The 25,245-nt window shown below is 47.5% G+C and carries 23 protein-coding genes; 19 read left to right on the forward strand and 4 right to left on the reverse strand.

Features of this window, described 5'->3' with window-relative positions; all coding sequences use genetic code 11:
* The first annotated feature begins 173 nt into the window (after window positions 1-173).
* The 10 genes from BLV50_RS11965 (at window position 174) to BLV50_RS12010 (ending at window position 10,954) form a co-directional block, all read left to right on the forward strand.
* Window positions 174-563, forward strand: a complete 390-nt coding sequence (locus BLV50_RS11965; RefSeq protein WP_053783970.1) for a GntR family transcriptional regulator — start codon at window positions 174-176, stop codon at window positions 561-563.
* Window positions 556-1,458: an ABC transporter ATP-binding protein gene (locus BLV50_RS11970; RefSeq protein WP_090807874.1), complete on the forward strand. Its 903-nt coding sequence runs from the start codon at window positions 556-558 to the stop codon at window positions 1,456-1,458. The genes BLV50_RS11965 and BLV50_RS11970 overlap by 8 nt, the downstream gene beginning before the upstream one ends.
* Window positions 1,433-3,451, forward strand: coding sequence for a hypothetical protein (locus BLV50_RS11975; protein WP_090807875.1), 2,019 nt, complete (start codon window positions 1,433-1,435; stop codon window positions 3,449-3,451). Before BLV50_RS11970 ends, BLV50_RS11975 begins: the two co-directional genes overlap by 26 nt.
* Window positions 3,452-3,949: 498 nt before the next feature.
* Window positions 3,950-4,816 (forward strand): hypothetical protein, encoded by an 867-nt coding sequence (locus tag BLV50_RS11980; RefSeq protein ID WP_218135391.1) that lies wholly within the window; start codon window positions 3,950-3,952, stop codon window positions 4,814-4,816.
* Window positions 4,817-4,923: 107 nt separating this feature from the next.
* Window positions 4,924-5,436, forward strand: coding sequence for a nickel-responsive transcriptional regulator NikR (gene nikR, locus BLV50_RS11985; protein ID WP_090807879.1), 513 nt, complete (start codon window positions 4,924-4,926; stop codon window positions 5,434-5,436).
* Between the two features lie 306 nt (window positions 5,437-5,742).
* The gene (locus BLV50_RS11990) at window positions 5,743-7,386 is read left to right on the forward strand and encodes an ABC transporter substrate-binding protein (RefSeq protein WP_090807881.1); all 1,644 of its coding nucleotides are present in this window, start codon (window positions 5,743-5,745) and stop codon (window positions 7,384-7,386) included.
* 41 nt (window positions 7,387-7,427) lie between these two features.
* Window positions 7,428-8,423 carry an ABC transporter permease gene (locus tag BLV50_RS11995; RefSeq protein ID WP_090807884.1) on the forward strand — a complete coding sequence of 332 codons (996 nt, stop codon included), beginning with the start codon at window positions 7,428-7,430 and terminating at the stop codon, window positions 8,421-8,423.
* Window positions 8,420-9,403, forward strand: a complete 984-nt coding sequence (locus BLV50_RS12000) for an ABC transporter permease (RefSeq protein WP_256337942.1) — start codon at window positions 8,420-8,422, stop codon at window positions 9,401-9,403. Before BLV50_RS11995 ends, BLV50_RS12000 begins: the two co-directional genes overlap by 4 nt.
* 2 nt (window positions 9,404-9,405) lie before the next feature.
* Window positions 9,406-10,362 carry an oligopeptide/dipeptide ABC transporter ATP-binding protein gene (locus BLV50_RS12005; RefSeq protein WP_090807886.1) on the forward strand — a complete coding sequence of 319 codons (957 nt, stop codon included), beginning with the start codon at window positions 9,406-9,408 and terminating at the stop codon, window positions 10,360-10,362.
* Complete coding sequence (locus tag BLV50_RS12010; protein ID WP_090807888.1) at window positions 10,352-10,954, forward strand: ABC transporter ATP-binding protein; 603 nt, start codon at window positions 10,352-10,354, stop codon at window positions 10,952-10,954. Before BLV50_RS12005 ends, BLV50_RS12010 begins: the two co-directional genes overlap by 11 nt.
* A gap of 240 nt (window positions 10,955-11,194) precedes the next feature.
* Here BLV50_RS12010 and BLV50_RS12015 read toward each other — a convergent pair whose 3' ends face one another.
* A complete protein-coding gene (locus BLV50_RS12015) occupies window positions 11,195-12,391 on the reverse strand; it encodes a MalY/PatB family protein (RefSeq protein WP_090807890.1) in 1,197 nt (398 codons plus the stop codon).
* A gap of 331 nt (window positions 12,392-12,722) precedes the next feature.
* Here BLV50_RS12015 and BLV50_RS12020 point away from each other — a divergent pair, with 331 nt between their 5' ends.
* Window positions 12,723-13,418, forward strand: a complete 696-nt coding sequence (locus BLV50_RS12020; protein WP_090807893.1) for a stalk domain-containing protein — start codon at window positions 12,723-12,725, stop codon at window positions 13,416-13,418.
* A gap of 244 nt (window positions 13,419-13,662) precedes the next feature.
* Here the strand turns inward: BLV50_RS12020 and BLV50_RS12025 are convergent, their stop codons facing one another.
* Entirely contained in the window at window positions 13,663-15,663 is a 2,001-nt protein-coding gene (locus tag BLV50_RS12025; RefSeq protein ID WP_090807895.1) for a S9 family peptidase, read from the reverse strand.
* 343 nt (window positions 15,664-16,006) lie between these two features.
* Here BLV50_RS12025 and BLV50_RS12030 point away from each other — a divergent pair, with 343 nt between their 5' ends.
* The 6 genes from BLV50_RS12030 to BLV50_RS12055 all read left to right on the forward strand — a co-directional run bounded on the left by BLV50_RS12030 (window position 16,007) and on the right by BLV50_RS12055 (window position 20,137).
* A complete protein-coding gene (locus BLV50_RS12030) occupies window positions 16,007-16,576 on the forward strand; it encodes an STM3941 family protein (RefSeq protein ID WP_090807897.1) in 570 nt (189 codons plus the stop codon).
* A gap of 35 nt (window positions 16,577-16,611) precedes the next feature.
* Window positions 16,612-17,478 (forward strand): aldo/keto reductase, encoded by an 867-nt coding sequence (locus BLV50_RS12035; protein ID WP_090807899.1) that lies wholly within the window; start codon window positions 16,612-16,614, stop codon window positions 17,476-17,478.
* Between the two features lie 188 nt (window positions 17,479-17,666).
* Complete coding sequence (locus tag BLV50_RS12040; RefSeq protein WP_090807902.1) at window positions 17,667-18,077, forward strand: GntR family transcriptional regulator; 411 nt, start codon at window positions 17,667-17,669, stop codon at window positions 18,075-18,077.
* A complete protein-coding gene (locus BLV50_RS12045) occupies window positions 18,070-18,768 on the forward strand; it encodes an ABC transporter ATP-binding protein (RefSeq protein WP_063567684.1) in 699 nt (232 codons plus the stop codon). The genes BLV50_RS12040 and BLV50_RS12045 overlap by 8 nt, the downstream gene beginning before the upstream one ends.
* The gene (locus BLV50_RS12050; protein ID WP_063567683.1) at window positions 18,765-19,505 is read left to right on the forward strand and encodes a hypothetical protein; all 741 of its coding nucleotides are present in this window, start codon (window positions 18,765-18,767) and stop codon (window positions 19,503-19,505) included. The genes BLV50_RS12045 and BLV50_RS12050 overlap by 4 nt, the downstream gene beginning before the upstream one ends.
* Window positions 19,506-19,639: 134 nt before the next feature.
* Entirely contained in the window at window positions 19,640-20,137 is a 498-nt protein-coding gene (locus BLV50_RS12055; protein WP_090807905.1) for an LURP-one-related family protein, read from the forward strand.
* 151 nt (window positions 20,138-20,288) lie between these two features.
* On the opposite strand, the gene BLV50_RS12060 is transcribed toward BLV50_RS12055, so the two are convergent.
* Together BLV50_RS12060 and BLV50_RS12065 are read right to left on the reverse strand one after the other, a co-directional pair.
* Window positions 20,289-21,164: a WYL domain-containing protein gene (locus BLV50_RS12060; protein WP_256337943.1), complete on the reverse strand. Its 876-nt coding sequence runs from the start codon at window positions 21,162-21,164 to the stop codon at window positions 20,289-20,291.
* Window positions 21,130-22,485, reverse strand: a complete 1,356-nt coding sequence (locus BLV50_RS12065) for a helix-turn-helix transcriptional regulator (protein ID WP_090807909.1) — start codon at window positions 22,483-22,485, stop codon at window positions 21,130-21,132. The genes BLV50_RS12060 and BLV50_RS12065 overlap by 35 nt, the downstream gene beginning before the upstream one ends.
* Window positions 22,486-22,918: 433 nt before the next feature.
* Here BLV50_RS12065 and BLV50_RS12070 point away from each other — a divergent pair, with 433 nt between their 5' ends.
* Both BLV50_RS12070 and BLV50_RS12075 read left to right on the forward strand, forming a co-directional pair.
* Complete coding sequence (locus BLV50_RS12070) at window positions 22,919-24,412, forward strand: TROVE domain-containing protein (protein ID WP_063567680.1); 1,494 nt, start codon at window positions 22,919-22,921, stop codon at window positions 24,410-24,412.
* A gap of 24 nt (window positions 24,413-24,436) precedes the next feature.
* Window positions 24,437-25,240 (forward strand): nucleotidyltransferase domain-containing protein, encoded by an 804-nt coding sequence (locus BLV50_RS12075; protein WP_090807911.1) that lies wholly within the window; start codon window positions 24,437-24,439, stop codon window positions 25,238-25,240.
* Window positions 25,241-25,245: the final 5 nt, after the last annotated feature.

Raw genomic sequence — 25,245 nt, forward strand, 5'->3', positions numbered from 1 at the left:
ATAAACCTAACGCGAATCATACGAGAAGTCAAAGTAAATGGTTGACAATCTGTATTAACTGTACTAATAATAGTAATACAGTTAATACACCTTAGGATTGGATATATACACTTCAATATACAGTCATCGTTCATCAATAGGGTATTACAACTTTTATAGAGAGGAGGTGCGGGATGTTCGAATTGGATGTACGCAGCCGTAAGGCGATCTATGAGCAACTAGTAGACAAAATCAAAGAAATGATCGTGTACGGTGTTCTCCAACCCGATGAGCAGCTGCCTTCCGTTCGCACACTGTCCGGGCAGCTTACGGTTAATCCGAATACGATTCAGAAGGCGTACCGGGAACTTGAACGTGAAGGTTATATCTATTCATTGCAGGGAAAAGGGAGCTTCGTATCATCGTCCGTGGAACATCCGAATGCAGCCATGAGAGATGAAATCAGAGCCGCTCTGGTGAAGCTGATTGCGGAAGCTTCATATTCCGGTCTAAGCAAAGCCGATATGACGCTTTTATTTGAGGAAGCGATGGCCCGTATAGAGAAGGGGGAGCCTCATGATTGAGCTGAATCAGGTCATTAAGGCATTTGAACAGGAAAAAGCCGTTGATGGCGTCACGATGCAAGTACATAAGGGATCGATCTACGGTTTACTCGGTTCCAACGGGGCAGGCAAAACGTCGCTGCTCAAAATACTGGCAGGCATCTATCGTCAGGATAGCGGAACGGTTCGCATTGAGGGACAAGAAGTATATGAAAATATGGACCTCAAGGGACGCACCATTTTTATGGCGGATGCGCCATACTTTTTCCCGCAATCCTCCATCCATCAGATGGCTGCCTTCTACCGTTCGGTATATCCGCGCTGGAATGAGGAGCGTTTTGTACAGCTCGGCAGTGTATTTAAACTGGATGTGAAACGTAAACTGCATCGCATGTCCAAAGGCATGCGCCGTCAGGCAGCCGTATGGCTTGGACTTAGCTGCATGCCTGAAGTACTGCTCATGGATGAGCCAATTGATGGGCTTGATCCGGTCATGCGGCAGCAGATCAAGAACCTGCTGTTCCAGGAAGCAGCGGAGCGTCAGGTGACGATTCTGATCTCGTCTCACAATTTGCGCGAGATTGAAGACCTATGCGACCATGTTGCCATCATGCACAAAGGGCGGATTATCGTAGAGAAAGATCTGGATGATCTGAAGGCTGATACACATAAAATTCAGGTCGCTTTCCGCCATTCTGATCATGCCAAGGCTATGGACGAACAGGTGAATATTTTGCATGAAGAGCAGCGTGGAAGTGTATCCCTGTTTATTGTGAAAGGCAATCGCGAGGCTGTGACGGAACGGTTCCGTGCATTTAATCCCTATCTGCTGGATGTGCTGCCGCTGACGCTGGAAGAAATATTTATCTATGAAATGGAGGATGCAGGATATGATATTCAACCGATTGTTCTGTAACCGGGGCATCCTGTTCCAAAATTTCAGGCAGCATGGATGGATCGGCATCTTGTACCTGATTACGCTTCTGTTTTCTTTACCTCTCTACATTGGTACAGAGTACCGGGAAGTACCACAGCAGATTACGAGTTTGTTCCAGGCGAATGGAGAAGTACAAATCCTGTTTGCCATTACCTTGCCAGTAGCGGCGGGCATTTTTCTGTTCCGGTATGTGCAATCTGGTGCACCTTCGGATCTGTTCCACAGTTTACCGCTGCGCCGCAAGCATCTGTTAACCGTTAATTTGTTGACAGGATTTATTATGATCCTGCTTCCGATCTGGATAACGACTGCTATTACAGGCTGGGTTTGGGCCGTTTTGGATCAACCCGCATTTATATTCGGAGGTAGTTCAATCTGGATGTGGGGCCTCAGTATGAGCATTTACTCACTGTTTATGTTCATGCTGACCGTGGTGGTAGGTATGTGCATTGGACAGTCCGTATTACAAGGACTTACCGTTTATGCGATCCTCTTGTTGCCTGTTGTCGTGTGGTTCATTATGTCCCTGCATCTCCAGCATTATTTGCTCGGGTATCCATATGATGATGTGAGATTCGATGCAGAAAAAATATCTCTAGTTCTTCGAATGGGCTCGATTAGTGGAACTCCTGTGATCCGTTGGGAACTCATTATCTATTCAATATTGGCACTATTGTTCATCCCGTTGTCTTACGTATTCTATGCGAAGAGACAGGTGGAGTCCGCTTCACAAGCAATTACGTTTACCCTTGTGAAACCCATATTCCGCTTTGGGTTGATGTTTACGTTAGTTTTAATTGGTGGAGCATACTTCACCGTTATTGCTCCTAGAGGATCATCGGGGTGGGGAATCATTGGATATGTCCTCGGCGGAATTGTCGGTTATGTTGGGGCTGAGATGATCATTCGTAAAACATGGCTAATTTGGACCAATAAATTATTACCAAAATTTGCTTTGTACAGTATCATGGCAGGATTGATTTTGTATATACCTGTTGCGGATTGGAACGGCTATGCGACAAGAGTACCTAATGTGAATGAAATAAAGAGTATCAAGCTTGGCAGCAACAATTACATTTACAAAGACGGCGTCAATGTGAAAGTAGATGATGGTCAACTTTACTTAAATGATCCAGATTATATGACAGCCATCCTTGCTCTCCATCAAAAGATAGTGGATTCCAATCTGCCTTTGTTGAATGACACTATTAATCCCAACTCTGACGAGTTTGTGTTTATCAATTACAAGTTGAATAATGACAAGGTGATGAAACGCAGATATAACATTCCCGAATCAGAATTCCTTCAGGAATTGAAAGCTTTGAAACAGACTCAGGGATACAAGGCTGTTTCAAATAACACGTTTAAGCTGGATGAAGATGTGCTCAGTATCGGAATTCGGTCAAATATTAGTTCATCACGCAAAGTATACATCAGTAATCCAGAACAAATCCGTGAATTCAAGGAACTGCTGAAGCAGGATATTTTGGATCAGAACTATGAGGAGCAAAGCTCCCCATGGGAGTCATGGGCTAGTGCAGAATTAAACCAGGAATCTTCTTCTGATCCTTATTACTCGAGAACGATGTGGAATTTTGATATTAAATCCAGTTATAGTCGGGTGATAGCTTGGTTGAAACAAAATAAGCTATATGATCAGCTCGAAGTTTCAGCAGATGAAATTGCATCAGCACAGTTCTCCAAGCAGGAGATCAACAGTATAGGCAATGCTAAGGCCGTGTATGCTGAATCAGAATACATCGATGCTAATCTAAGTGGCAATAAACAGGTCGCAACCAAAAACAAACAAATTATCAGCGATCTGCTTAAACGTCAACGATCCGGTTTTCATACAGAGAGAGCTACAGTTTATCAGATCAAGTTGAATATTACCCGTGGTGAGAACATCTACATGATGTTGAAAGAAGAAGACTTAACGGAAGAAATGAAAGCCATCCTGGCCGGACAGTAAGATAATCTGCAAGCGGGAAGGGTTCTCCCGGTAAATATGCTGATTTCTCTATCTGACTTGACCAGATACAACACATGGAATATATTAGAAAAAGGTAGTGGTTCGATTCGAGATGATGACCATTTCGGCGAATCCCATATGGAACGGCTTATGAGGGAAGCACCCGTAAGAGCAGGCAATACGCCTGACTTGCGGGTGCTTTTTTTGTTTTAGCCAAGATTCATTCATTCAGGGATCGTAATCGGATCACCGCGCAGACACGTCCAGCAGGTTCTAACTATCAATTCACATTGAGGGGAGCAGAAGAGAATGCAAACTGGAGTTCGAGATGACAAAGGATATCATCATGAGAATCGTCAGGCGAATCATGAGACAAATCTTTGTTCATGTTCAGTGCAAGCCAGGCAAAGCCGCTTAAATGAAGGAAATGAAGGCAAGCAACAAATCATGAATCAATCCTCTATAAGGAGCATGAAGAATCGCAGTTTCATGAGCAACATGAGTAACCGATACGGGCCACGCCCTAACCTTCTCGCTAATGTATGGACCCGTATGAGTCTGGGACTCATCATCATATTCATTATGAGTGTGATGTATTATTCCTCCGCTGCTGAAGCGGCGGGCCCTGAGCTTGGCGTAACAGCCCAGAAGGCGTGGGAGACCGTGCTGAACAAGGCCGATTCGCAGACCAAGTTGTCCCTGCAACGAGCGTACGAGAACGTTGGCAACTGGACGACTCAGGAACAGACTTGGGAACGAAAGACAAAGACCATTCATGCCGAAAATACCAAGGAGCTGGAACAATTACGTGTAAGTATAAGGCAAATCGATGATGCAAAGATCGCTGGTTTAACCGAAAAGGTAAAACAAACCGAGGCCCGGTATGAGTCTTTGTTTGCTTTGTACAGTTCAGTGAATAGGCAGCTCGACGCCGCCAAAGCGATCAAAAACAAAGAATGGAGTGCGGCTATTCGCACCCAAGCGGATACGTTGAAACCAGTTGTTCAGCTTGCCCGAGAAGACATTCGTTTCAAGAAAAAGGAGCTTGCCGAAGCTCGCAAACGGAAAAGCACAGAAGTGAAACGATTGCGTACTTTACTGGCTGGAGCGGATCCGGTGAAGAAGCAGATTCAAACGGGCAAAAAACAGGCGAGCCTATCGAAAGAGCGATATTCAAACGCGTTACAGCAGTTCAAGCAGAGTATGAAGCAAGGCCAGTCATCACGTGTGTTAAGTTCGTTGAACTCATTGGCTGCAGCGACAGAGAAATGGGCAGGCTCCAAACAACATATCTATACACTGGAACAGAAGGTAAGTGCTACCTACGCCAAAGTCAGACAGGAACTGACCAAGAGACCTAAATAAAAGCGAGCTACATTATCCTTTTTGCGACTACCGAGTAACAACAGTATATTCGATGAGAAGACAGGACTGTGGTACACTCGAAGCAAACGAGGCGGCAGGAGGATATGATGGCAGACAAAGAAGATTTGACCCGGTTCGGTGTGGCATTTCCCACGCCTCTGATCGAACAGTTTGACAGCTATATTGAAGAGCAGGGATACAAGAACCGTTCGGAAGCTTTTCGTGATTTGGTCCGTAAAACATTGCTGGAGCCCTCTGCATTGCATTCCGAGCAGGATGTAGCTGGAACTATTGTGATGGTGTATGACCACCATATCAGTGATCTTCCTATTCGGTTAATGGAGCTGCAGCACGAGGCACACCATGACATCATCTCCAATATGCATGTGCACCTGAACCATAATCAGTGTCTGGAGGTCATTGCGGTAAGGGGCAACCTAGGACGATTGCGTCATCTGCATCAGCAGATCCAGGTTCAAAAAGGAGTACTGTATGCAGAGCTGTCCGTAACGTATGTGGATGAACTCAACAAAATGGCAAGCCACCACAGTCCTCACAATCATGATCACAGCCAAAATCAACAAAGTCATCACCATCATCCTGATTCCTCAACGGATTAACTTTCAAAATTTCAATAACCGATTCATTGGCTTTAGCCGACTTTGTCCATAGCACGTATTTAGAACAGCAGATTATTGGTCCAATACCGATAATCTGTTGTTTTTTATCCTGTTACAATACCTAACTTCAAACAGTATATCGTCTATCGACACCTCTATTATTCTTATTTAAATTCCCTGTAAATGAAAATAAATGGATTCTGAAGTTAAGTTTGTTGACACAAAAAAACTCTTTTGTGCTACAATTTTCAAAAAAAGTAACACGGAATGGGTTGAATCGTAAAAATTAAAGGGGGAACAACGTAAATGCGCGGATTTTCATGGGGGAAACGATCAGTTAGAGCGGGAGTAGGCATTTTACTGATATGCACAGTTGGGCTGTCGGGATGTACACAGGGGACATCCTCAACAGAGAGCGTCCATCAGGCGGCGACTTCTCTTCCCAAAGAAGAATTGGTGCTGGCCGTTGGCACGGAACCGGAAGGTGGATTTGATCCCACTACGGGTTGGGGACAGTACGGTTCGCCGCTCTTTCAGAGCACTTTGCTGAAAAGGGATGCCAAACTCCAACTGGTCAATGATCTGGCGACAGATCATTCCGTCAGTGAAGATGGGCTGACTTGGACCGTCACACTGCGGGATGATGTAAAGTTCTCCGATGGTGAGCCACTGACGGCCGAAGATGTCAGGTTTACATTTGAAACGGCTGCCAAGAGTGGTTCGGTCATCGATCTGACCAATATGGCTAATGTGGAAGCACTGGATGCGACAACTGTCGTCTTTACATTAAAGTCGCCGCAGTCCACGTTTATCAGTCTTCTGACTACACTCGGTATTGTGCCTGAGCACGCCTATGGTCCTGATTATGCCGAGCATCCGGTTGGGTCTGGTCCATACAAGCTGGTGCAGTGGGATAAGGGTCAGCAGGCGATCGTCGAGGCTAACGAACAATATTACGGGAAAAAGTCCACATTCCATAAACTGACGTTCCTCTATCTGGATGAGGATGCAGCCTTTGCAGCGGCGCAAGCCGGAACAGTCGATATTGCGGCTATCCCGGCGGCATTCAGCAAGCAGCAGGTAAGCGGCATGAAGCTGGAATCAGTGAAAACAGTCGATAACCGGGGCATCATGTTCCCGATGCAACCCGCAGGAGCTAAGTCTGGTGACGGCCTGCCGGCAGGCAATGATGTTACTTCCGATATCTCCATTCGTAAAGCGGTAAATGTCGCGATTGATCGCACTGCATTGGTGGAGGGGGTACTGGAGGGGCAAGGTCGTCCAGCCTACTCGGTCAGCGACGACCTGCCGTGGAGCAATCCGGATTCTGTTTTTGCAGATGGGAATCTCGATGAAGCGAAGCAGATTCTGGCTGATGGCGGCTGGGTGGATACAGATGGTGATGGAATTGTAGAAAAGAACGGCACAAAGGCCGAGTTCAATCTGATTTATTTTGCAGGGGATCTAACGAGACAATCTTTAGCGCTGGCTGCTGCGGATATGGTGGCCCAGGCAGGGATCAAGGTCAATGTAGAGGGAAAGAGCAGGGAAGAGACGAAAAAGCTGGCCTATACTAATGCCGTATTATTTGGGTGGGGAAGTCATGATCCGCTTGAGACATACAACCTCTACAGTAGTACCCATAAAGGGGAAGGTTACTACAACACTGGATTGTACAGTAACCCAACTGTGGACAACTGGATGCAACAAGCTCTCCAAGCGACAACGGAAGAAGAAGCACTGCCCTTCTGGCAGAAAGCGGAGTGGGATGGATCGACAGGATTTAGTTACCAAGGCGATGCGCCATGGGCATGGCTGGTGAACATTGACCATCTGTATCTGGTGAAGAATGGTTTAAATATCGGTGAACAGCAGATCCATCCACATGGTCATGGGTGGCCGGTGACATCCAACCTGGAAGAATGGTCCTGGGAGGAAGAATTGAAATAGAAACGCTGCGGTAGCTTCAGCCTGAATTGGGGAGAGATTGGATGGAGGACAGGATGGGATGGGCCAGATTCGTCGGATTTAAAATGTTGCGGCTGTTATCTTTGCTGGCAGGAGTCAGCGTGGTGTCGTTTATATTAATGCAGTTCTCTCCAGTGGACCCGGTGGAGGCTTACATTGGTGGAGATATGATCAGGGTGAGCGCAGAACAACGCAGTCTTATTGAGGAACGTTGGGGACTCAATGATTCACCCGTAGAACGGCTGTTTACTTGGGGACAGGCACTAGTTCAGGGTGATCTGGGAACATCGATGATCTATAGACAGCCGGTTGCGGACATCATACATGAACGATTCATGAATTCTGTCGCTCTTATGGCGGTGGCATGGGTGTTATCCGGTCTGATTGGATTCGGTCTGGGTGTCGCTGCTGCCATGAGGCGGGATTCGCGGCTGGATCGTCTGATCTGTTGGTACTGTTACACACTGGCTTCCACACCGGTATTCTGGATCGCGCTGTTACTGCTCATGGTATTCGGTGTATGGCTTGGCTGGCTGCCAATCGGACTTGGTGTACCTGCGGGCATGGCAGCAGATCAAGTGACATGGGGAGATCGGGCCATGCACATGATTCTGCCTGCGCTGACGTTGAGTCTGACGGGCGTAGCCGCTATTGCCTTACATACCCGGCAGAAGCTCGTGGATGTGCTGGACTCGGATTATATTCTTTTTGCGAGGGCACGAGGTGAGCGAGGTGTTCAACTGTTTCGTCGTCATGGGTTCAGGCATGTGGTACTGCCAGCTTTGACGCTGCAATTTGCTTCATTTAGTGAATTGTTCGGTGGAGCTGTGCTCGCGGAGCAAGTGTTTTCCTATCCCGGATTGGGGCAAGCAACAGTCCAGGCTGGATTGCGCGGTGATGTGCCGCTGCTGCTTGGACTTGTGTTGTGCAGTGCGATCTTTGTGTTTACAGGCAATATGATTGCCGACATTCTATACCGTATTATTGATCCGCGCATGAAGGAGGAGGCTATAGGATGAAACAGACATTGGAACGTCCCTCCCGGCCTGCGGCTCAGACTGCACAGCATCCGAAAGTTAACTCTCCCGAAAGTGAGGCGGGGAACAAGAGAAATTGGAGGTCAGTACATCCACGTACTCATGGTGGGAAAGGTTATTCAGGTGGCAGTAATTCTCGTTTCCGTAATCCGCGCAAATGGGCGATAATCTGGGGTGGCCTGGGTGTGACATGGATTGCAACCGTGTGGCTGACAGGCAGACTGCTGCCCGCTGAATCGACGCTGACCTCCTTGATGGATCGGAATCTGGCTCCGGCTTGGGCGCATCCTTTCGGTACGGATTGGCTGGGACGAGATATGTTCTTGCGCACATTGAAAGGATTGGCAACGAGCATTCAGGTGGGGTTACTCGCGGCTTGTGGCGGCGGACTTATCGCGCTATTGCTGGGTCTTGCTGCTGCTTCAGGGAAAGCTGTGGACCGGGTCATTTCATGGATCATAGACCTCTTTCTGAGTGTTCCCCACTTGGTGTCGCTGGTAATGCTAGCATTTGTGTTCGGTGGAGGGTTGCCTGGGGTGACGTTAGCCATTGCCCTGACTCATTGGCCGAATCTGGCCCGGATTGTAAGGGCAGAGATGATTCAGCTGAGATCAGCAGAGTATATTCACATCTCACGAAGATTGGGTCATTCGCGAATTCGTATTGCGGTGCAACACATGCTGCCTCATCTGATCCCGCAGCTATTCGTGGGAGTGCTGCTGATCTTCCCTCATGCCATTCTGCATGAGGCAGCGATTACGTTTCTGGGGCTGGGGCTGTCACCGCAGCAGCCAGCGATCGGTATTATTTTATCAGAGTCGATGAGATATTTGTCCGCAGGGATGTGGTGGTTGGCCTTTTTTCCCGGTCTCGCATTGTTGTTGGTTGTTCGTGCGTTTGATGTGTTGGGCGGTAGTCTGAAGACATTAACGGGAACCGGCAGTTCAAGGGAGGTGGTGTAGACATGGCGCTTCTTGAAGTGGAGGAAGTATCGGTTTCGTTCCGGCGTGCTCGGGGATGGTTTGGGCACGAGGAGAACCATGTTATTCAGGATCTGAATCTGTCTGTCAATGAAGGGGAGATTGTCGCCGTTGTAGGGGCAAGTGGATCTGGCAAAAGTGTGCTGGCGCAGGCGATCATGGGCATTCTTCCTGCCAATGCGACGATAGAAGGTCGGATTAGCTATGCAGGCGAACCCCTGACCATGGACCGGCAGCTTCAACTGCGTGGAGATGAACTGGTGTACATTCCGCAATCGGTCAGTTATTTGGATCCGTTGTTGAAGGTGGGCAAGCAGGTTCAACCTGTAAGCCAAAAGACAGGGCGTAAGCACCGATCGACGCTCCGATCCACGATGCAAAAGGCAGAGCAGGAACTGACGGGACGTTATGGATTGCCTCAGGGCACGTCGGGCAAATATCCGTTTGAGCTGTCAGGTGGTATGGCTCGGCGGGTGTTGATGGCAACGGCCACCTCCGGTGCTCCAAAACTCATTATTGCAGATGAGCCAACACCTGGCATCCATCCCGAAGTGCTGGCTGAAACGATGAAGCATTTTCGTCAACTGGCCAATGAAGGCGTCGGCATCCTTTGGATTACCCATGATATTACGACTGCTTTGACGGCAGCAGACCGCATATCCGTATTTTACGCAGGCTCCAATGTGGAGACGGCACAGGTTTGTGACTTTACGGGAAAGGGCGAAAGATTAAGACATCCATACACGAAGGCGCTCTGGAATGCGTTGCCGCAAAATGAATTTCAACCTCTGTCTGGTACCCAGCCTGCAGCAGGTCGGCAGCAGGTAGAAGGATGCTCATTTGCACCACGCTGCATTGGAGCGACCATGGCTTGCACGAACGAACGTCCTGAGCTGCGCAAAGTTCGTGGTGGGGAAGTGAGGTGTGTTCATGCCACTTGAAGCTAGAAAGACAGGGTATCGTTATGGTAAAGACGCTTGGGTATTTCAGGATATAAGTATGAAAGTACAGCAGGGAGAGGCCGTTGGTTTGTGGGGTCCCAGTGGCTGTGGCAAAACAAGTCTTGGACGAATCCTTGCAGGTTATATGGAACCGATGGCAGGTCAAGTGCTGCTGGATGGGAAGTCGCTTCCGCTAACCGGAGCATGTCCGGTACAGCTTGTATTCCAGCATCCGGAGAAAGCGGTGAATCCACGCTTGCGCATGCGCCGTGTCTTGAAGGAAGCTATGATCGAGGATCAGGAGCTGCTCGATGACTTGGGTATCCAGATGAATTGGCTGGATCGAAGGCCCGGTGAGTTGTCAGGCGGAGAATTGCAACGATTCTGCGTTGCACGTGCACTCGGCACAGCAACTCGTTACGTGATCGCTGATGAGATGACCACCATGCTGGATGCGATCACACAGGCACAGATCTGGCATACCGTGATGAATATCGCGCGTCAGCGTAACCTGGGACTGTTGATCATCAGCCATGATTGGGAGTTGCTGGACAGGTTATGTGATCGGATTGTGCAGATGCCAATTTCATAGCTTACGGGTATAAACCGTTTTCCAATATAAAAGGGGTGTCCGAGTAGTCCATCATGAACGTTAATCATGGATATGACTACGGGGACAGCCCCTTTTTGCAATTTTAAAGAAACCAATGCTTTAACGAAACTAGCGCACGCTATTAGACGGAATTCTACACTTTCGGTGTTGGAACGAATCGTAGACACCTTATATGCCCGATTCGTTAGCGTCTTTAATTTCCTTTAAAAGTATCTCAACTTATTTGTTCGACAGTCTGCCCACCAGCACAGACAATCTGCGCATCGCTTCTTCCACTGTTGAACGTGGGCAGGCTACATTCATGCGCATGAATCCTATGCCTTCTGCTCCGAAGATACTTCCATCATTAAAGGCGAGTCCCGCTTCCTTAAGCAGCATCGTACACAGCTGTGCATGCGGAATATTCAGCTTCCGGAAATCCATCCACAGTAGGTAAGTTGCTTCCGGAAGCCGGATTCCGATTTGCGGCATATGCTCTGCGACATACTCCTGCACGTAATCCATATTTCCGCGGATATAGGCAAGACAGTCATCCAGCCATTCTTCAGCACCGTTGTAGGCCGCTTCGGATGCAACTGCTCCCAACGTGCTGATGTTGGCAAGTCCCATCGTTTTCACGCCCTGCATGAATGTTTCCCGCAGTTTGACATTTGGAATGATGATATTAGAGGTGCAGAGACCCGGAATGTTGAACGTTTTGCTTGGTGCTGTACAGATGATGCTGAGTTCAGCGACAGCTTCAGAAATAAGTGCCAGCGGAGTATGCGCACCGCGTTCGTGGACCAGATCGGCATGAATTTCATCCGAAACGATGATTACATTATATTGCACGCAGAGTGCAGCAAGGTTTTGAAGTTCTTCACCAGTCCATACCCGTCCAACCGGGTTATGGGGACTGCACAGAATTAACATTTTGACCCGACCCGTCTTCAGGCAGGATTCCAGATGCTCCAGATCCATGGAGTAATGTCCATCGTTCTCCACCAACGGATTAGTCATCAGTTCTCTGTCTTGACCACGTACCACATCATAGAAGGGTGCATATACCGGAGTCTGAATTACTACTGCATCTCCCGGTTGGGTGAACCGTTGTACAGCAATACTGAGTGCAGGCACAATACCTGGGGTGAATACAACCCATTCATCGTTAATACTCCAGTTGTGACGTCGCTCCATCCATCCCAATAGCGCTGCATGATACGCATCTGTTCGCACTGTATAACCAAAAATCCCATGTTCCATTCGAGTCTTCAACGCCTGAATGACCGATGGTGGAGCGGCGAAATCCATATCAGCAACCCACATGGGGAGTGCATCTGCAACACCAAAGATCTCCTCAAGCGCATCCCATTTCTCTGATCCCGTGGAGAGCCGATTAATCGGCTCGTCAAATGTATGATTATTGTTCTTGCTCATTGCTTAAATCCCCCTTGAAATCCGTTCCTTCGACTACAATCGACAGATTATTATCTAATAAATTTGGTGATTTCGCAACTTGTAACCGCCAGATGGATTCCATTTTGTATAGAGCTGCATCCAGGAATATATTCATGTAATAACAATGATTCAAGTGTGCGTAAAGCAAAATAATGAAACGACTAATTTTGTGCGTCGCTGGTCCTGTTTTCCTCTTAAATCATGTACAAGCTCTCACCAGATGGTATTATGATTCCAACCTTTGGTTTAACAACGAAGCACCAACCGTACATATATTTTCGGTAATAGATACAATCAGGAGGTATTTCGGATGAAAAATAAAAAGTGGATTTTAACCGCTGGTGTCTTCGGCATGGTACTAACGGGATCAGCGGGGGTATATGCAGGAACACAATTGGAAACCATCAAGGCTTATTTAAACCATGGGTTAGGTATTGAAGTGAATGGACAGAAGTTCACACCGACAGGTGACAAGGGCAAGAATCTCGCCTCCATTACGTATCAAGGCAGTACTTATCTGCCGGTTCGTTCCATTGCAGAAGCGTTGAACACGGAAATAACGTATGATTCGAAAACCAATAAAGTAAGCATTGGTTCCACAAGCTCCTCCAGTGGGTCCAGTTCCACAAGCAACAGTGGTTCGACTTCAACAGCATCAACAGATAAAAACAATCAGGCTGAAATTGTGAAGGCCAAATATTTACCAGCTGATTTACCTTTACCAACGGATGCCAAGATAATTAGCCTGATAGAGTCTAGTGTAGACGGCGGCAAGAACAAAATCGTCTTTACATATACAACAAAAGAAACGCTGCTGACGGTAGGCACTTCCTACAAAGGTTATTACCAGAACAAAAACCTCACTCAATACAGCCAAGACGTACAGGGTGAAGGATTCAACGTTATTGCCCGTAAAGAAGGGAAATTTGCCGTATCCATTACTGGGTCCACTTCCACAACCGACAAGGATGTTAATGAAATAACTGTTGTATGGGAAGATGAATAGTCGTGACAACAAGTACTCGTAGCCATGCTTTGATAAAAATAAACTTGGGATAGTAACGCTGAACGCAGTAACTGTCCCATATCCAAACGTCCAAACAGCAAAAAAACCACCAGAGAAGGTCATGATATGACCGCTTCTACTGGTGGTTTTTTGCTAATCCTGAATTCTTCCCGCTCAGGCACACATGAGGAGCAGGAGGAAGAATATTTATCTTTTATTTCATAAATATGATCTTATTATGGCGTTACAAGTGCTCGTTAAACCATCCAGCAATATGCTCCAGACGACGTACCCGTAAGTGCGGGTGACCTCCGCGGGACAACTCGTGATTGGCTCCCGGGAAACGAACGAACCGAGTGGTCTGTTTGCGTCGCTTCAAGGCAACATATAGTTGTTCAGCTTGTTCAATCGGACAACGCAGATCCTGCTCACCATGCAAAATCAGCAGCGGCGTGCTGACATTACCCACATATGCAAGCGGAGAATGTTTCCATAACTTCTCGGTGTCATCCCATGCATTACCGCCAATCTGGTCTTCCGTGAAAAAGAATCCAATATCACTGACTCCGTAGAACGAGAGCCAGTTAGAGATGGAGCGCTGAGTGACGGCTGCCTTGAAACGGTCAGTATGTCCAACAATCCAGTTAGTCATGAAGCCACCATAGCTGCCGCCAGTGACGCCCAGACGGGACTCGTCGATAAACGGATATCGGGAAATCGCATAATCCATGGCTTCCATCAGATCACGATAATCCCCACCGCCATAGTCACCCCGGCAGGCATTCACGAATTGCTGCCCGTATCCGAGCCCACCTCTTGGATTAATATATACAACAGCATAGCCCTGTGCTGCGAGGATTTGGAACTCATGCATAAACGTAAAGCCATACATCATATGTGGACCGCCGTGAATTTCAAGGATGGTTGGGACTTTGACTCCTTCCACCATACCAGCCGGTTTCAGCATCCAGCCTTGCAGTCGCAGGCCATCAGAGGAATCGAACCAGAAGGTCTCGGGTGTGCTAAGTTGGATTTCTTCATCCAGTTGAGGATTGCTATGGGTCAATTGTATAGGCTCGGCCCCAACTTCATCAGGTTGAGTATATAGAAAGAGATCACCAGGACTAAGTACGTCTGCTACGCCTGCCACAATCTGTCCATTTTCCAGCTCAGCAAACTGATAGAACTCTTTCTCGTCCGGCAAGATGTATTCGGCATGACTGCCATCTCGTGCGAATCGGGCAATCCGGACGCTACCTTCAATAGTAACAAGACAGAGAATGGATGAACCATCACGACTGAATACCGGGCCCGTATTAGTTAAGTGTGAGCGCATATCACCAACGAGGCTATGATTGATCTGTACATCCCAATCCTTGCTTAGACATACGGGTTGGCCGCCTGAGACCGGAAGGGTATAGAGCTTGACCAACGTAGCATTTCCATAGGAACGGTCGCTGGCAAGCAGTGCAAGGGATTGTCCATCAGGTGCGTACGACAACCGGCCGAAAGAGTATCCTTCCGGAGTCAACTGCTGCACGTAAGATCCGTCAGCCTTGGCACGATACACATGGTTTGTCAGGGTGTAATCGTTATGCTGCTCGCCTTCTTCCGGAAACTGAGCGATCCAGGCAATGGACTCTCCATCCGGCGACCACGCATAGTCCCCGACGTCATAATGGCCTGTAGTTACAGGGATCGCTTCTCCGCCTTCAGTTGGAACACGGAAGAGATGGGTTCGTCGACCGTTCCACAATCCACCGCTGTCAGATTTCATTCGAATTCGATCCACGACAAGTTCTTGCAGCAGTTTTTTATCTATGTCTTCCGTTTCATCTTCGTCTTTTTCACTCATGTCCACAGATGATTTAACAAGCAAAGTGAGCCCATCCGGTGACCAGAGCAGGGAGCTAACGCCATGCTTTAAATGGCTGACTTGCTGTGCTTCTCCACCATCTGAGGCGATCAGCCACACTTGTGTTTTGCCTTCATGTTCTCGTAAAAAAGCAAGCTGTGAACCATCTGGCGACCAAGCAGGAGCGTGATCCTTATCTCCGGATGTGAAAGCTCTGTCCTTCTGGTTCTCCAGGTTAAGGAGTCTCAGGTGAGAAGAATAACCGTCTCGTGCTTCGTTTGTTTTCCGACTTACATATACCAGTTGTCCGCCCTGAGGAGACGGAGTTGGATCATTAACCCATGTAATCTGAAAAAGATCTTCCGATGTTATGCCGCGCAGACTATTCATTGTTTGTCCTCCCACCACGATCAAATTGTTTTAATTTCCTAACCTTTCCATTTATATTAACGGAAAGCATGAGGCAGGACAACACGATTCTGAACGAACGTACTCCTATTTCTTAACAATATCGCCTGTGCCCGAAAGGAATTATTGGAAGCATGACGAATCCTAATGTTGAATAGTCATGAAATGGACGAAAAGCTGTCTGAAAATGATGTTTAATGTCAGTTGAATCTGTTTAATGAACAATGCTATTTAGGTATATTTGGTAATCCAGCTCATTTAATGAGCTGTACCCCGTTTATATAGATCATTCTTGTCTCAGTCACCATGAAGGAGGAGCATCACTTTGTCCACATCCTATGATCAACAGCACGTGGAATACCCGAGCCGGAAGCGAATGGCATGGCTTACAGTGGGGGCGGCACTTTTTGTAGCAGCCGGATTTTTTTTGATGTTTGATGATTCTTCAGCCAAGGGATCTGCCATTTCTTCCGTTATAGGCTTGTTCTCCATTATATTTTTTGGGCTTTGTCTCTGCTACAGCCTGGTGAAGATGATTAAGAAGGAACCTTCCTTTGTTGTCGATGAACATGGGTTTGTGGATTCATCTTCTTACACATCAGGAGGGTTAATTGCCTGGAAAGATGTTGAGAATATTTTTATGTATGAATTCATGGGACAGAAGATGATTGGGGTTAAATTGTGGGACGAGAAAGCGTTTCTGGATCGTCAGAATGGGATGAAGCGCAAATTAATGACGGTAAACAGCAGCATAGTCGATGCTACGGTAAGCATTGCCCAGAACAGCCTCTCATTACCACTGGACCAGTTGTATATCATGATGGTGGAGCGTTGGAAGCAATCGAATGAAAGGGCGAGTGAAGGAAGTAGCTTTGATCTGTTTAATAATGAATAGATAATGAGGAATATTGTCAGATTGGAGGAGTACAGATGCAACAAGGAAATCAGACGCGTACGATCCAGCTACCCGATGGGACAACACTGCCTGCAATCGGACAGGGAACATGGTATATGGGTGAGAAGCAATCCAGTCGGAGAGAAGAAGTTCAGGCACTGCGTTATGGTATTGAACGTGGAATGACAGTAATAGATACGGCTGAGATGTATGCTGAAGGCGGGGCGGAAGAGGTCACTGGTGAGGCGATAAAAGACTGTCGTGATGATGTATTCCTGGTATCCAAGGTGTATCCTCATCATGCGGATCAGAAGCAGATGATTACCGCTTGTGAGCGCAGCCTTTCGCGTCTGGGTACAGATCGCTTGGATCTGTATCTGCTGCACTGGCGTGGAGGTGTGCCGTTGGAAGAGACGGTTGAAGCTCTGGAACAGTTGAAACAATCAGGCAAAATTCTGCGCTGGGGTGTTTCGAATCTGGATACAGAGGACATGCAGGAGCTATGGAACATTCCAGCTGGTCAGCATTGTGCAGTGAATCAGGTGCTGTATCATGCAGCTTCTCGTGGTATTGAATACGAGCTTCTTCCCTGTTTGAGGGAACGCCGTATTCCTGTTATGGCCTATTGTCCGCTGGCCCAAGGTGGCAGGCTTCGTAAAGAATTGTTGGAGCATTCAGTCATCCGTGAGATTGCCAAGGATCGAGGAGTCAGTCCTTCGCAAATTGCGTTATCCTGGGTTATCAGGGATGGAGACATACTGGCGATCCCGAAAGCTGTACAGCTGAATCATGTTGTAGAAAATGCTGCGGCGATGGACGTTATTTTGACTCAAGATGAAGTTGTTCGGTTGAATGAGGCATTCCCTGCACCTAAGGGTAAAGTGCCTTTGGATATCGTATAGAAACTTCTTGTCAGACCGATTACATCATACAATGACCGTAGTTGGAAGAATCAAGAGTAATAAGAGCAGATCTGAGGATCTGTTCTTTTTTTGCATTTGGAGCCATTTTAAATAAATGGGCTTTACAACAACAAATCACTAGTGTACTATGTAACTAACACACAGATACAGAGAGGAGCGAGGACACTGTGAGCATCGAATTTGACAACAACTTGCCAATCTACCTGCAGATTATGCAGTACATCAAAAGACAGATTGTGACCGGGACACTTAAGGCAGGCGATAAAATTCCTTCGGTTCGTGAGCTCGCGGCCGAATTACAGATCAATCCTAATACAGTACAGCGAACATTTCAGGAGTTGGAGCGGGAAGAAGTGGTTGAAACCAAGCGAGGTCTGGGCCGATACGTGACAAGTGAGGAGTCGAAAATTATGACGATCAAAAAAGAGATGGCTGGTGAATTGCTGGAGCGTTTTCTGACAGGAATGCAGGAGCTGGGCATCGAAGAACAGGATATCGTAAATATCGTCGCTGTTGCCGTTGCGGAAGGAAAGCAATCACTGCATCGCGATGGAATAGGAGGAACAGTGAATGAGTAATATTCTTGAGCTGAACCATGTGAGCAAAACGTATGGCGGCAAGAAAGCACTTCATGACATCACGCTTGATATCGCACCAGGCCGAATTGTAGGTCTGCTGGGCAGTAACGGCAGCGGTAAAAGTACTTTGATGAAGCTGGTTGCAGGGCTTCTGCACCCTAGCAGTGGAGATGTTCGTGTTACGGGAAAAGCGGTAGGTTTGGAAACGAAGTCGCTGGTATCCTTTATGCCGGACCGCCCATTAACCGAGAGTTGGATGAAGGTACGGGACGCGATTGCGTATTACCGCGATTTCTACGCTGATTTTGATCAAGAGAAAGCGAGAGAGATGCTTGATTTCATGAAGCTTGGAGAGGGAGATAAGGTAAGACATCTGTCGAAAGGCATGAATGAACGACTGCAATTAACACTGGCTCTTTCCCGTAAAGCTCGTCTTTATCTGCTCGATGAACCGATTGGCGGGGTAGACCCGGTTGCACGTGGCAAAATTCTGGATGCGATTGTGAAGTTCTATGACGAAGACAGCAGTCTGATCATCTCTACACATCTCGTAACGGATATTGAACGAATTTTTGATGAAGTGATCTTCATTCGTGAAGGTGAATTGGTGATGCGGGAAGAAGTGGAGACACTGCGTCTCAAGTACGGTAAAAGTGTGGATGAAATGTTCAAGGAGGTCTATGCGGAATGATGACATTGCTGAAGTATGACTTTAGAAGGAATTGGAATACGCTTTTGGCTGGGTTAGCCGTATTGATTATCGTTCAAATTGGGCTGGCATTGTTTTTTTCTGAAGTAACAGGGAGTGTTATAGGTGTCATTGCATATGTCGGAGCAGGTGTGGCCATTTATGTGAAAATGATCAAGACATACCGATCCAATATCCGTTCGTTCAACCGTCGTCTTGTGCCGGTAACAGGGCTGTCTCACGTCTTGTCTCCGATCATATTCGGAACACTCTGCTGGTTGGGCTTAATGGTTGTTGCTGCCATTCACTACTTTATTTACAGTACAACGCATACAGGGATTAACTTTACCAGCTACATTAACGATTCGGGTATTCATGTTTCGGAGATTCTTAATGTGTTGCTGTTTCTCTGGTGGGTGGCTATGTTCAGCATCATAATCATCTTCCTCTCCATTTCTATCGGAGGCAGCTTCCGCTTTAAAACAGGACCGTGGATCAGTATTGTCGCATTTTTCGTACTAGTCAATGTCATTAGCTGGCTGGAGAATATCATCTTCTCGGGTCGTTTTAATTCGAACGAATTATTTCATTTCACTGAAGAAAGCACAGCGCTCTCCTTTACGTCCAATCGGATTACATGGTCAGATGGAACATGGGCCAGTATTATTTTTGAAATCATCGTGGCTGTGATTTTGGTTGGTGTTGCTGTGTATCTGAATAATAAAAAAGTTGAAGTTTAAGATAAGATTCTGTCAGCTGCAATTTAGCTGGCAGATTTTTTATTTGAAGCAATTCCCATTTCTTATACGTAAATAGGGATATATGTCGTTTTACAATAAAGGAGAAGGTTTATTTCTTGTAAGGGAGGGGTTTCATGGAACTCTATTTCAGAGATAATTTCTTTAATGCAGGGTACACCGAGATTATGAACCATGAACAGGAACAGGCAGGTCATCTCGATTTGAAAAGTGCCTTTGGTTCATCGCTTGATGTATTCGATAACTCGGGACTCATTTGCAGTGGTAAATTCCGCATGTTAAGTAACCGTTGGGATGTAACCTCAGCCGATGGAAGGGAATGGGGTGTCTTACGGGCGAGGATCAGTTTCTTCAGTAAGAAGTATGAGTACGATGCAGGACCGCGTGGTGTGTATGATGTCTCCGCTCCGGCGTTTTCACATGAATATGATATCACCGGGATGGGCGGTAAAGTTGTGGCAAGCTTCAGGCGTACAAGTGGCTGGTTCGGTTCAGGCACATTTGTGTTAGACAACCAATCAGAACATCTGGATACGTATGAATTGATAGCGGTTGTGATGGGTGTGCATGCGATTAATAAAAGAAGGAACTCGGCTGCCGGTAGTGGCGCGTAGAGAAAACATATGAACAAAGAGGCTGTCCCTTAGGTCGTTAGCATAACGGGGGACAGCCCTTTTTGTATTATATTATTCTAATGAAACGAACACACGCTATTTGTCCCCCTATGCATAAGTTGGACGTTTAACGAATCACAACTAACAAGAGCTATGCAGAATCACTGCCGTCTGCATTGGCGAAAGGCTTTTCAATGGTGTGGCTGCGCACTCCTCCAGAAGTCCGTTCAGGCAGTGCTTCAAGTTCGGTTTCCGCATAGCGTGCCAATACTTTGGCGGCTGTCTCGGACATTCGCTCTCGAAGCACAGCATTGTTTGCAATCCGTACCCGTTTGCCCAGAAAACGCATTTTGGACAGTACGTAATCCATCTCATTACGCGGAATGGTCAGCTCAATGCGGTACGTCTGTTGGGCTTCCACAAATTCGACCTGCTTCTCGAAGCAGGAAAAGGCATACAGAATTCGCGATAACTCCTGATTGAACTCCGGCAGCACTTCGATCCTCACGGTGGTCTTCCGGTTCTCAGTTAAAATGGCGATTTTGGCAGCATATTGAGAAGCAGTTTCCGGTTGAAGCGGCTGGGCTTCCGCGGTAATGATGCTGTGCAGCTTCGTAGACATTAGTTTGTTGTAGAGTGGAGCATACCAGAGTACGTACCATTCTTTTTTGACCATGGAATATTCGAGCTTGTAGGGGTATCCAAACTGATCCTGGCTGATTCGTCCATTGCGTACACGCCCTGTCAAGCGAAACCCTTGATGATGCAAAATCATCTGCCGTAATGGTTTGAGCAGCGGATGAAAGACACTGTTTTCTTCACTTTTGGCTTTTTCGGTCAGGTAATCCTGAAGGTCCAGATCCTGCTCTGCATCCAGCATTTCATGCATTTTGTGCAACGTGTCAGGGTGCAGCGCTTCTGGTGCGGCAGGGTGATTCAGCATCATGCGCAGCCAGGCCCGTTCCTGGGATGTCCAGGTGAACAGTCCGGTTTCATTCAATCTCGTCATCATCTGGTAGTTGAACATCTTCTCGAACAGATTCATAATATTGCGCAATCTCCTTCCATTCCTTAATCATCTCCTGACGCAGCCTCTGTGGAGCGATCACCTCACAACTTGAGCCAAAACTCCGAAGCCACGGCTTAATCTCGGTGATACCGTTGACCTGGATTTCATACAGAAAGGTATGTTCCGTTTCGGGCGTAATCGTTCCCCATTGGCCTTGCAAACGAACCCGATCCAGAATGAAGTTACGTTGGCTGTCCTGAGGATGGAAGAAGCGGGCTTGAACCGTTACGGTGTTTCCCGTATCCACTAGCCAGCTGTAGCGGCTGATCTCGGCCCACTGTTGTTTCAATTCAAGCATATATCCTTCTTCAATCGAATCCTGTTCCTCCAGCTGTGTTATGCCTTCCATGCGGAATTTCACAAAGCCTCGGCGTCCCTGATATCCAATGACATACCAGCGGCCATACTGATGGTCATAGACAACTTCAAGCGGTACGATCCGGTTGGATCGTCCGCCTGCTTCCCGTTCAAAGCGTGGATTCGTATTCTGCGAGCTGTAGCTGGACGGTTTTTTGGGTGAATAATATAGAAACTGGATATGTTTTCGTTGGCGAATCGCACTAAGCAGAGTGTACAGATGTGCTTCGTCCAGAATGCGTGAATAATAGTGGTACTTGTATATGAATGGCTCGGTGGCTTCTTCCTGCGGATAACTTGCGCCAATGGCTTTTTTGAGACTATCCCGCAATATATAGCCTTGTACGGACGGAACCTGGGTGTTTGCCATAATATCCACAAAATCATACAACTCCAACTGTTCTTCCACGGATAGACCCGTAAGTACGTCCTGCTGCAAAAGGTAACGATATGGCCTGCCGCCAGGTTCCTTGCGGATCACCCCCACTTCTTCCAGATACTTCAGATCGGAGCGAATGGTCTTTTCGTCAGGCAGCGCCAGTTCCTCTGGAAGTTCAGCGCAGCAGGCATCCAGTAATTCCATTGCGGTTAAAGCTTGATCTTGCAGGGTATGCAAAAGGACAGAAAGTCGCTGCACTTCAGTCTCTTTCATCGACTTGGCTCGAAAGAGGAAGAGCAGCATAGGCTCAGCAGATTCTCCGTACTGGAAGCGAACAAGGTCCGCCATTTCTTTGTTTGGTTCCGAACCTGAGCGTTGGTCAGCGACGGTCTGCATGATTTCTTTTAATCTACGCTGGGTTTTATCAAATGTATGTACGGAGATGCCGAGCCGTTCGGCATACTGTTTACGGTTGTACGCACCACTTGTCAGGGACAGCATGCGCAGAAATTGGATTTCTTTATCAAAGCTCTCTTTAGCCATGAATATTCACTCCTTGGTGGCCTGGAGTCAGGCGAATGTATGGATGACTATGTTGGCAGAACAATTCTTCGTTATATAGAAACATTGGTGATCTTCCCATTTACTATATCCCTACATTGTATCAGGATGAGTGGCTGGTTTCATTTTAACTTATGGAGGTCGCCATACTTTCGCCATGTTCGCGTGCAAATGTGTGAGGCATAATAAGGTTGTGAAGCGGGGCAGCAACAAACTCTGCGGATCAAGGTTCCGAGGCGCCAGGGAGGGTTACTTCGACTGTTAATCGACCAGGTCGTTGGTTCGAATCCAATCGCCGCCGTTCATGGCGGTGTAGCTCAGCGGTAGAGCGGGTATTATACCTTCCCACCTTTTTCCTCGGAACATTTTATTATGGAATATCAGTAAATAGACTCACACCGGGAGGTCATGAGGGATGAGCAGAGCAAAACAATTATTTAATCAACCTCAGCCAACGACACGTAATCATGGGGGCTACGGAGCCTATGAGCGATTGGTGGAGGAACAATATATACAGATGTTGATGACCAATACATTGAACAATACGTTTTATGCAGATACACAGCAACTGATGGATGATGCGATGGTCAGTCATCAGGAGATGGCTGAGGTCGATGCAGGGTTTATGGCGCGGGCGCTGGTCTATGCTCGTAATGAAGGTTTGATGCGGTTACAGCCTCTATACGGGCTGGCACTGCTGTCTAAGGTGGACCCGGATCAGTTTGCGAAGGTATTCTCCAAGGTTGTACAGACACCGGCTGACTTGGCCGATTTTCTGACGATTCTAAGAGGAACGGGTCGGGGACAGGGCGGTCGAGCGGTGAAGCGCCAGGTGAGTCAATTTTTGAACGGCATCACTGAGTATTGGGCAATCAAATACAACGGGCGAGGGCGAGGATACAGTCTGGGCGATATGATCGCTACAGCACACCCCAAGCCGACAGATATGAAGCAACAAGCCTTGTTCCGTTATTTGCGAGGACATGAGGTGGATCTTACGGACCTGCCGCAGTTGCAGGCGCTGGAAAAGCTGAAGGCTACCCCAAACCCGGCAAGTCGGATGCATCTGATTGAAAAAGGCAAACTGCCGTATTCGGTGGTCACATCAATCATGCAGCCGACACGTACGGTATGGGAGGCGTTGATGTCCCAGATGCCGACCTTCGCATTGTTACGTCATCTGAATGCAATGGATCGGGCGGGAGTGTTTGAAAAATCGAAAAATATCGATTACGTAACGGGCCGTCTAACGGATGCAGAAGCCCTGCGCAAGTCGCGCATCTTACCTTTCCGATTCGCCAGTGCGTATGAAATGATCGCAAGAGAAGAGCTGCGCTATGCTTTGCGGGAAGCGGTGGAGCTATCGATTGGCAACCTGCCATCGCTGCCGGGAAGAACCGCCATTTTCCTGGATCGCTCCGGTTCCATGCAAGGGGATTATTTGCGGATTGGTTCGGTGCTGGCACTGGCGCTATATAAACAAACACGAGGCAACTCGTTGTTCTGGTTATTCGACCATATGGTTGAAGATGCTCGTCCCAAGATGGATGAAAGCATCCTTTCCCAAGCTCACCGGATTCGCGCACAAGGTGGAACCGACACGGGACGGCCTGTACGAGAGCTTCGGGATATCGGAGAAAAAGTGGATCAGATCATTATGATCACCGATGAACAGCAGAATGAAGGCAGTCCGTTATATGTTGAGCTTGAACGTTATCGACGGATGATGAATCCGGACCTGAAGGCATTTATTGTGGATATTGCACCTTATCAGCAGGCAATGGTACCGCCACGGGATGGAAAAACCTTTTATATCTATGGATGGAGTGAAACGGTACTGACGTATATTGCTGAGACTATAACGGGATATGATACACTTGCGAACCGGGTGAGAGAGATAGAGATTTAAATTGGAAATGTGGAGGCCACAGAGATGACTCATGTTCATGAAGAAATGAGAGATACGATTAGACAGCAGCTGAAGCAGATTGAACAGGAGGAGCAGGTGCGGATCATCTATGCCTGTGAATCGGGCAGCCGGGCATGGGGATTTCCTTCACAGGACAGCGATTACGATGTTCGTTTTCTGTATGTGAGACCACTTGAATGGTACTTGTCCATTGAGGATAAAAGGGATGTTATCCAACGCCCAATCAGTGATCAGCTCGATATGAATGGTTGGGATTTGCGCAAAGCCTTGAAGCTGTTTCGCAAGTCGAATCCACCGCTACTGGAGTGGCTGCAATCCCCGATTCAGTATGACGAACCGTACAGCGTGGCAGAGCATATTCGTGCACTTTCGCCTTTGACCTTCTCGCCAAAGTCCTGTATGTACCATTATCTGAATATGGCGAAGGGAAACTTCCGGGATTATCTGCAGGGTGAGCAGGTGAAGATCAAAAAGTATTTCTATGTGCTGCGCCCACTGCTGGCCTGTGGCTGGATCGAACGTTATGATGCGATGCCGCCGATGGCCTTCGAAGAGCTGGTGCAAGAGCTTGTTCCTGAGACTACACCGCTGTATACGGAGATTCATGAGTTACTACGCCGGAAAAAGGCGGGCGAGGAACTGGATCTGGAGCCGCAACTGCCTGCAATACAGGCTTTTTTGGCGGAGAAGATCGAGCATTTTGACAGACTGGCTGGACAGATGGAAAATGAACAGATTATTCAATATGAAGAACTGGACCGGATCTTCCGTTTTGCGCTGCAAGAGGTGTGGGCGGCAAAGGAATAAGAATA

Source organism: Paenibacillus sp. 276b (genome assembly GCF_900107875.1).
GTDB classification, from domain to species: domain Bacteria; phylum Bacillota; class Bacilli; order Paenibacillales; family Paenibacillaceae; genus Paenibacillus; species Paenibacillus marchantiae.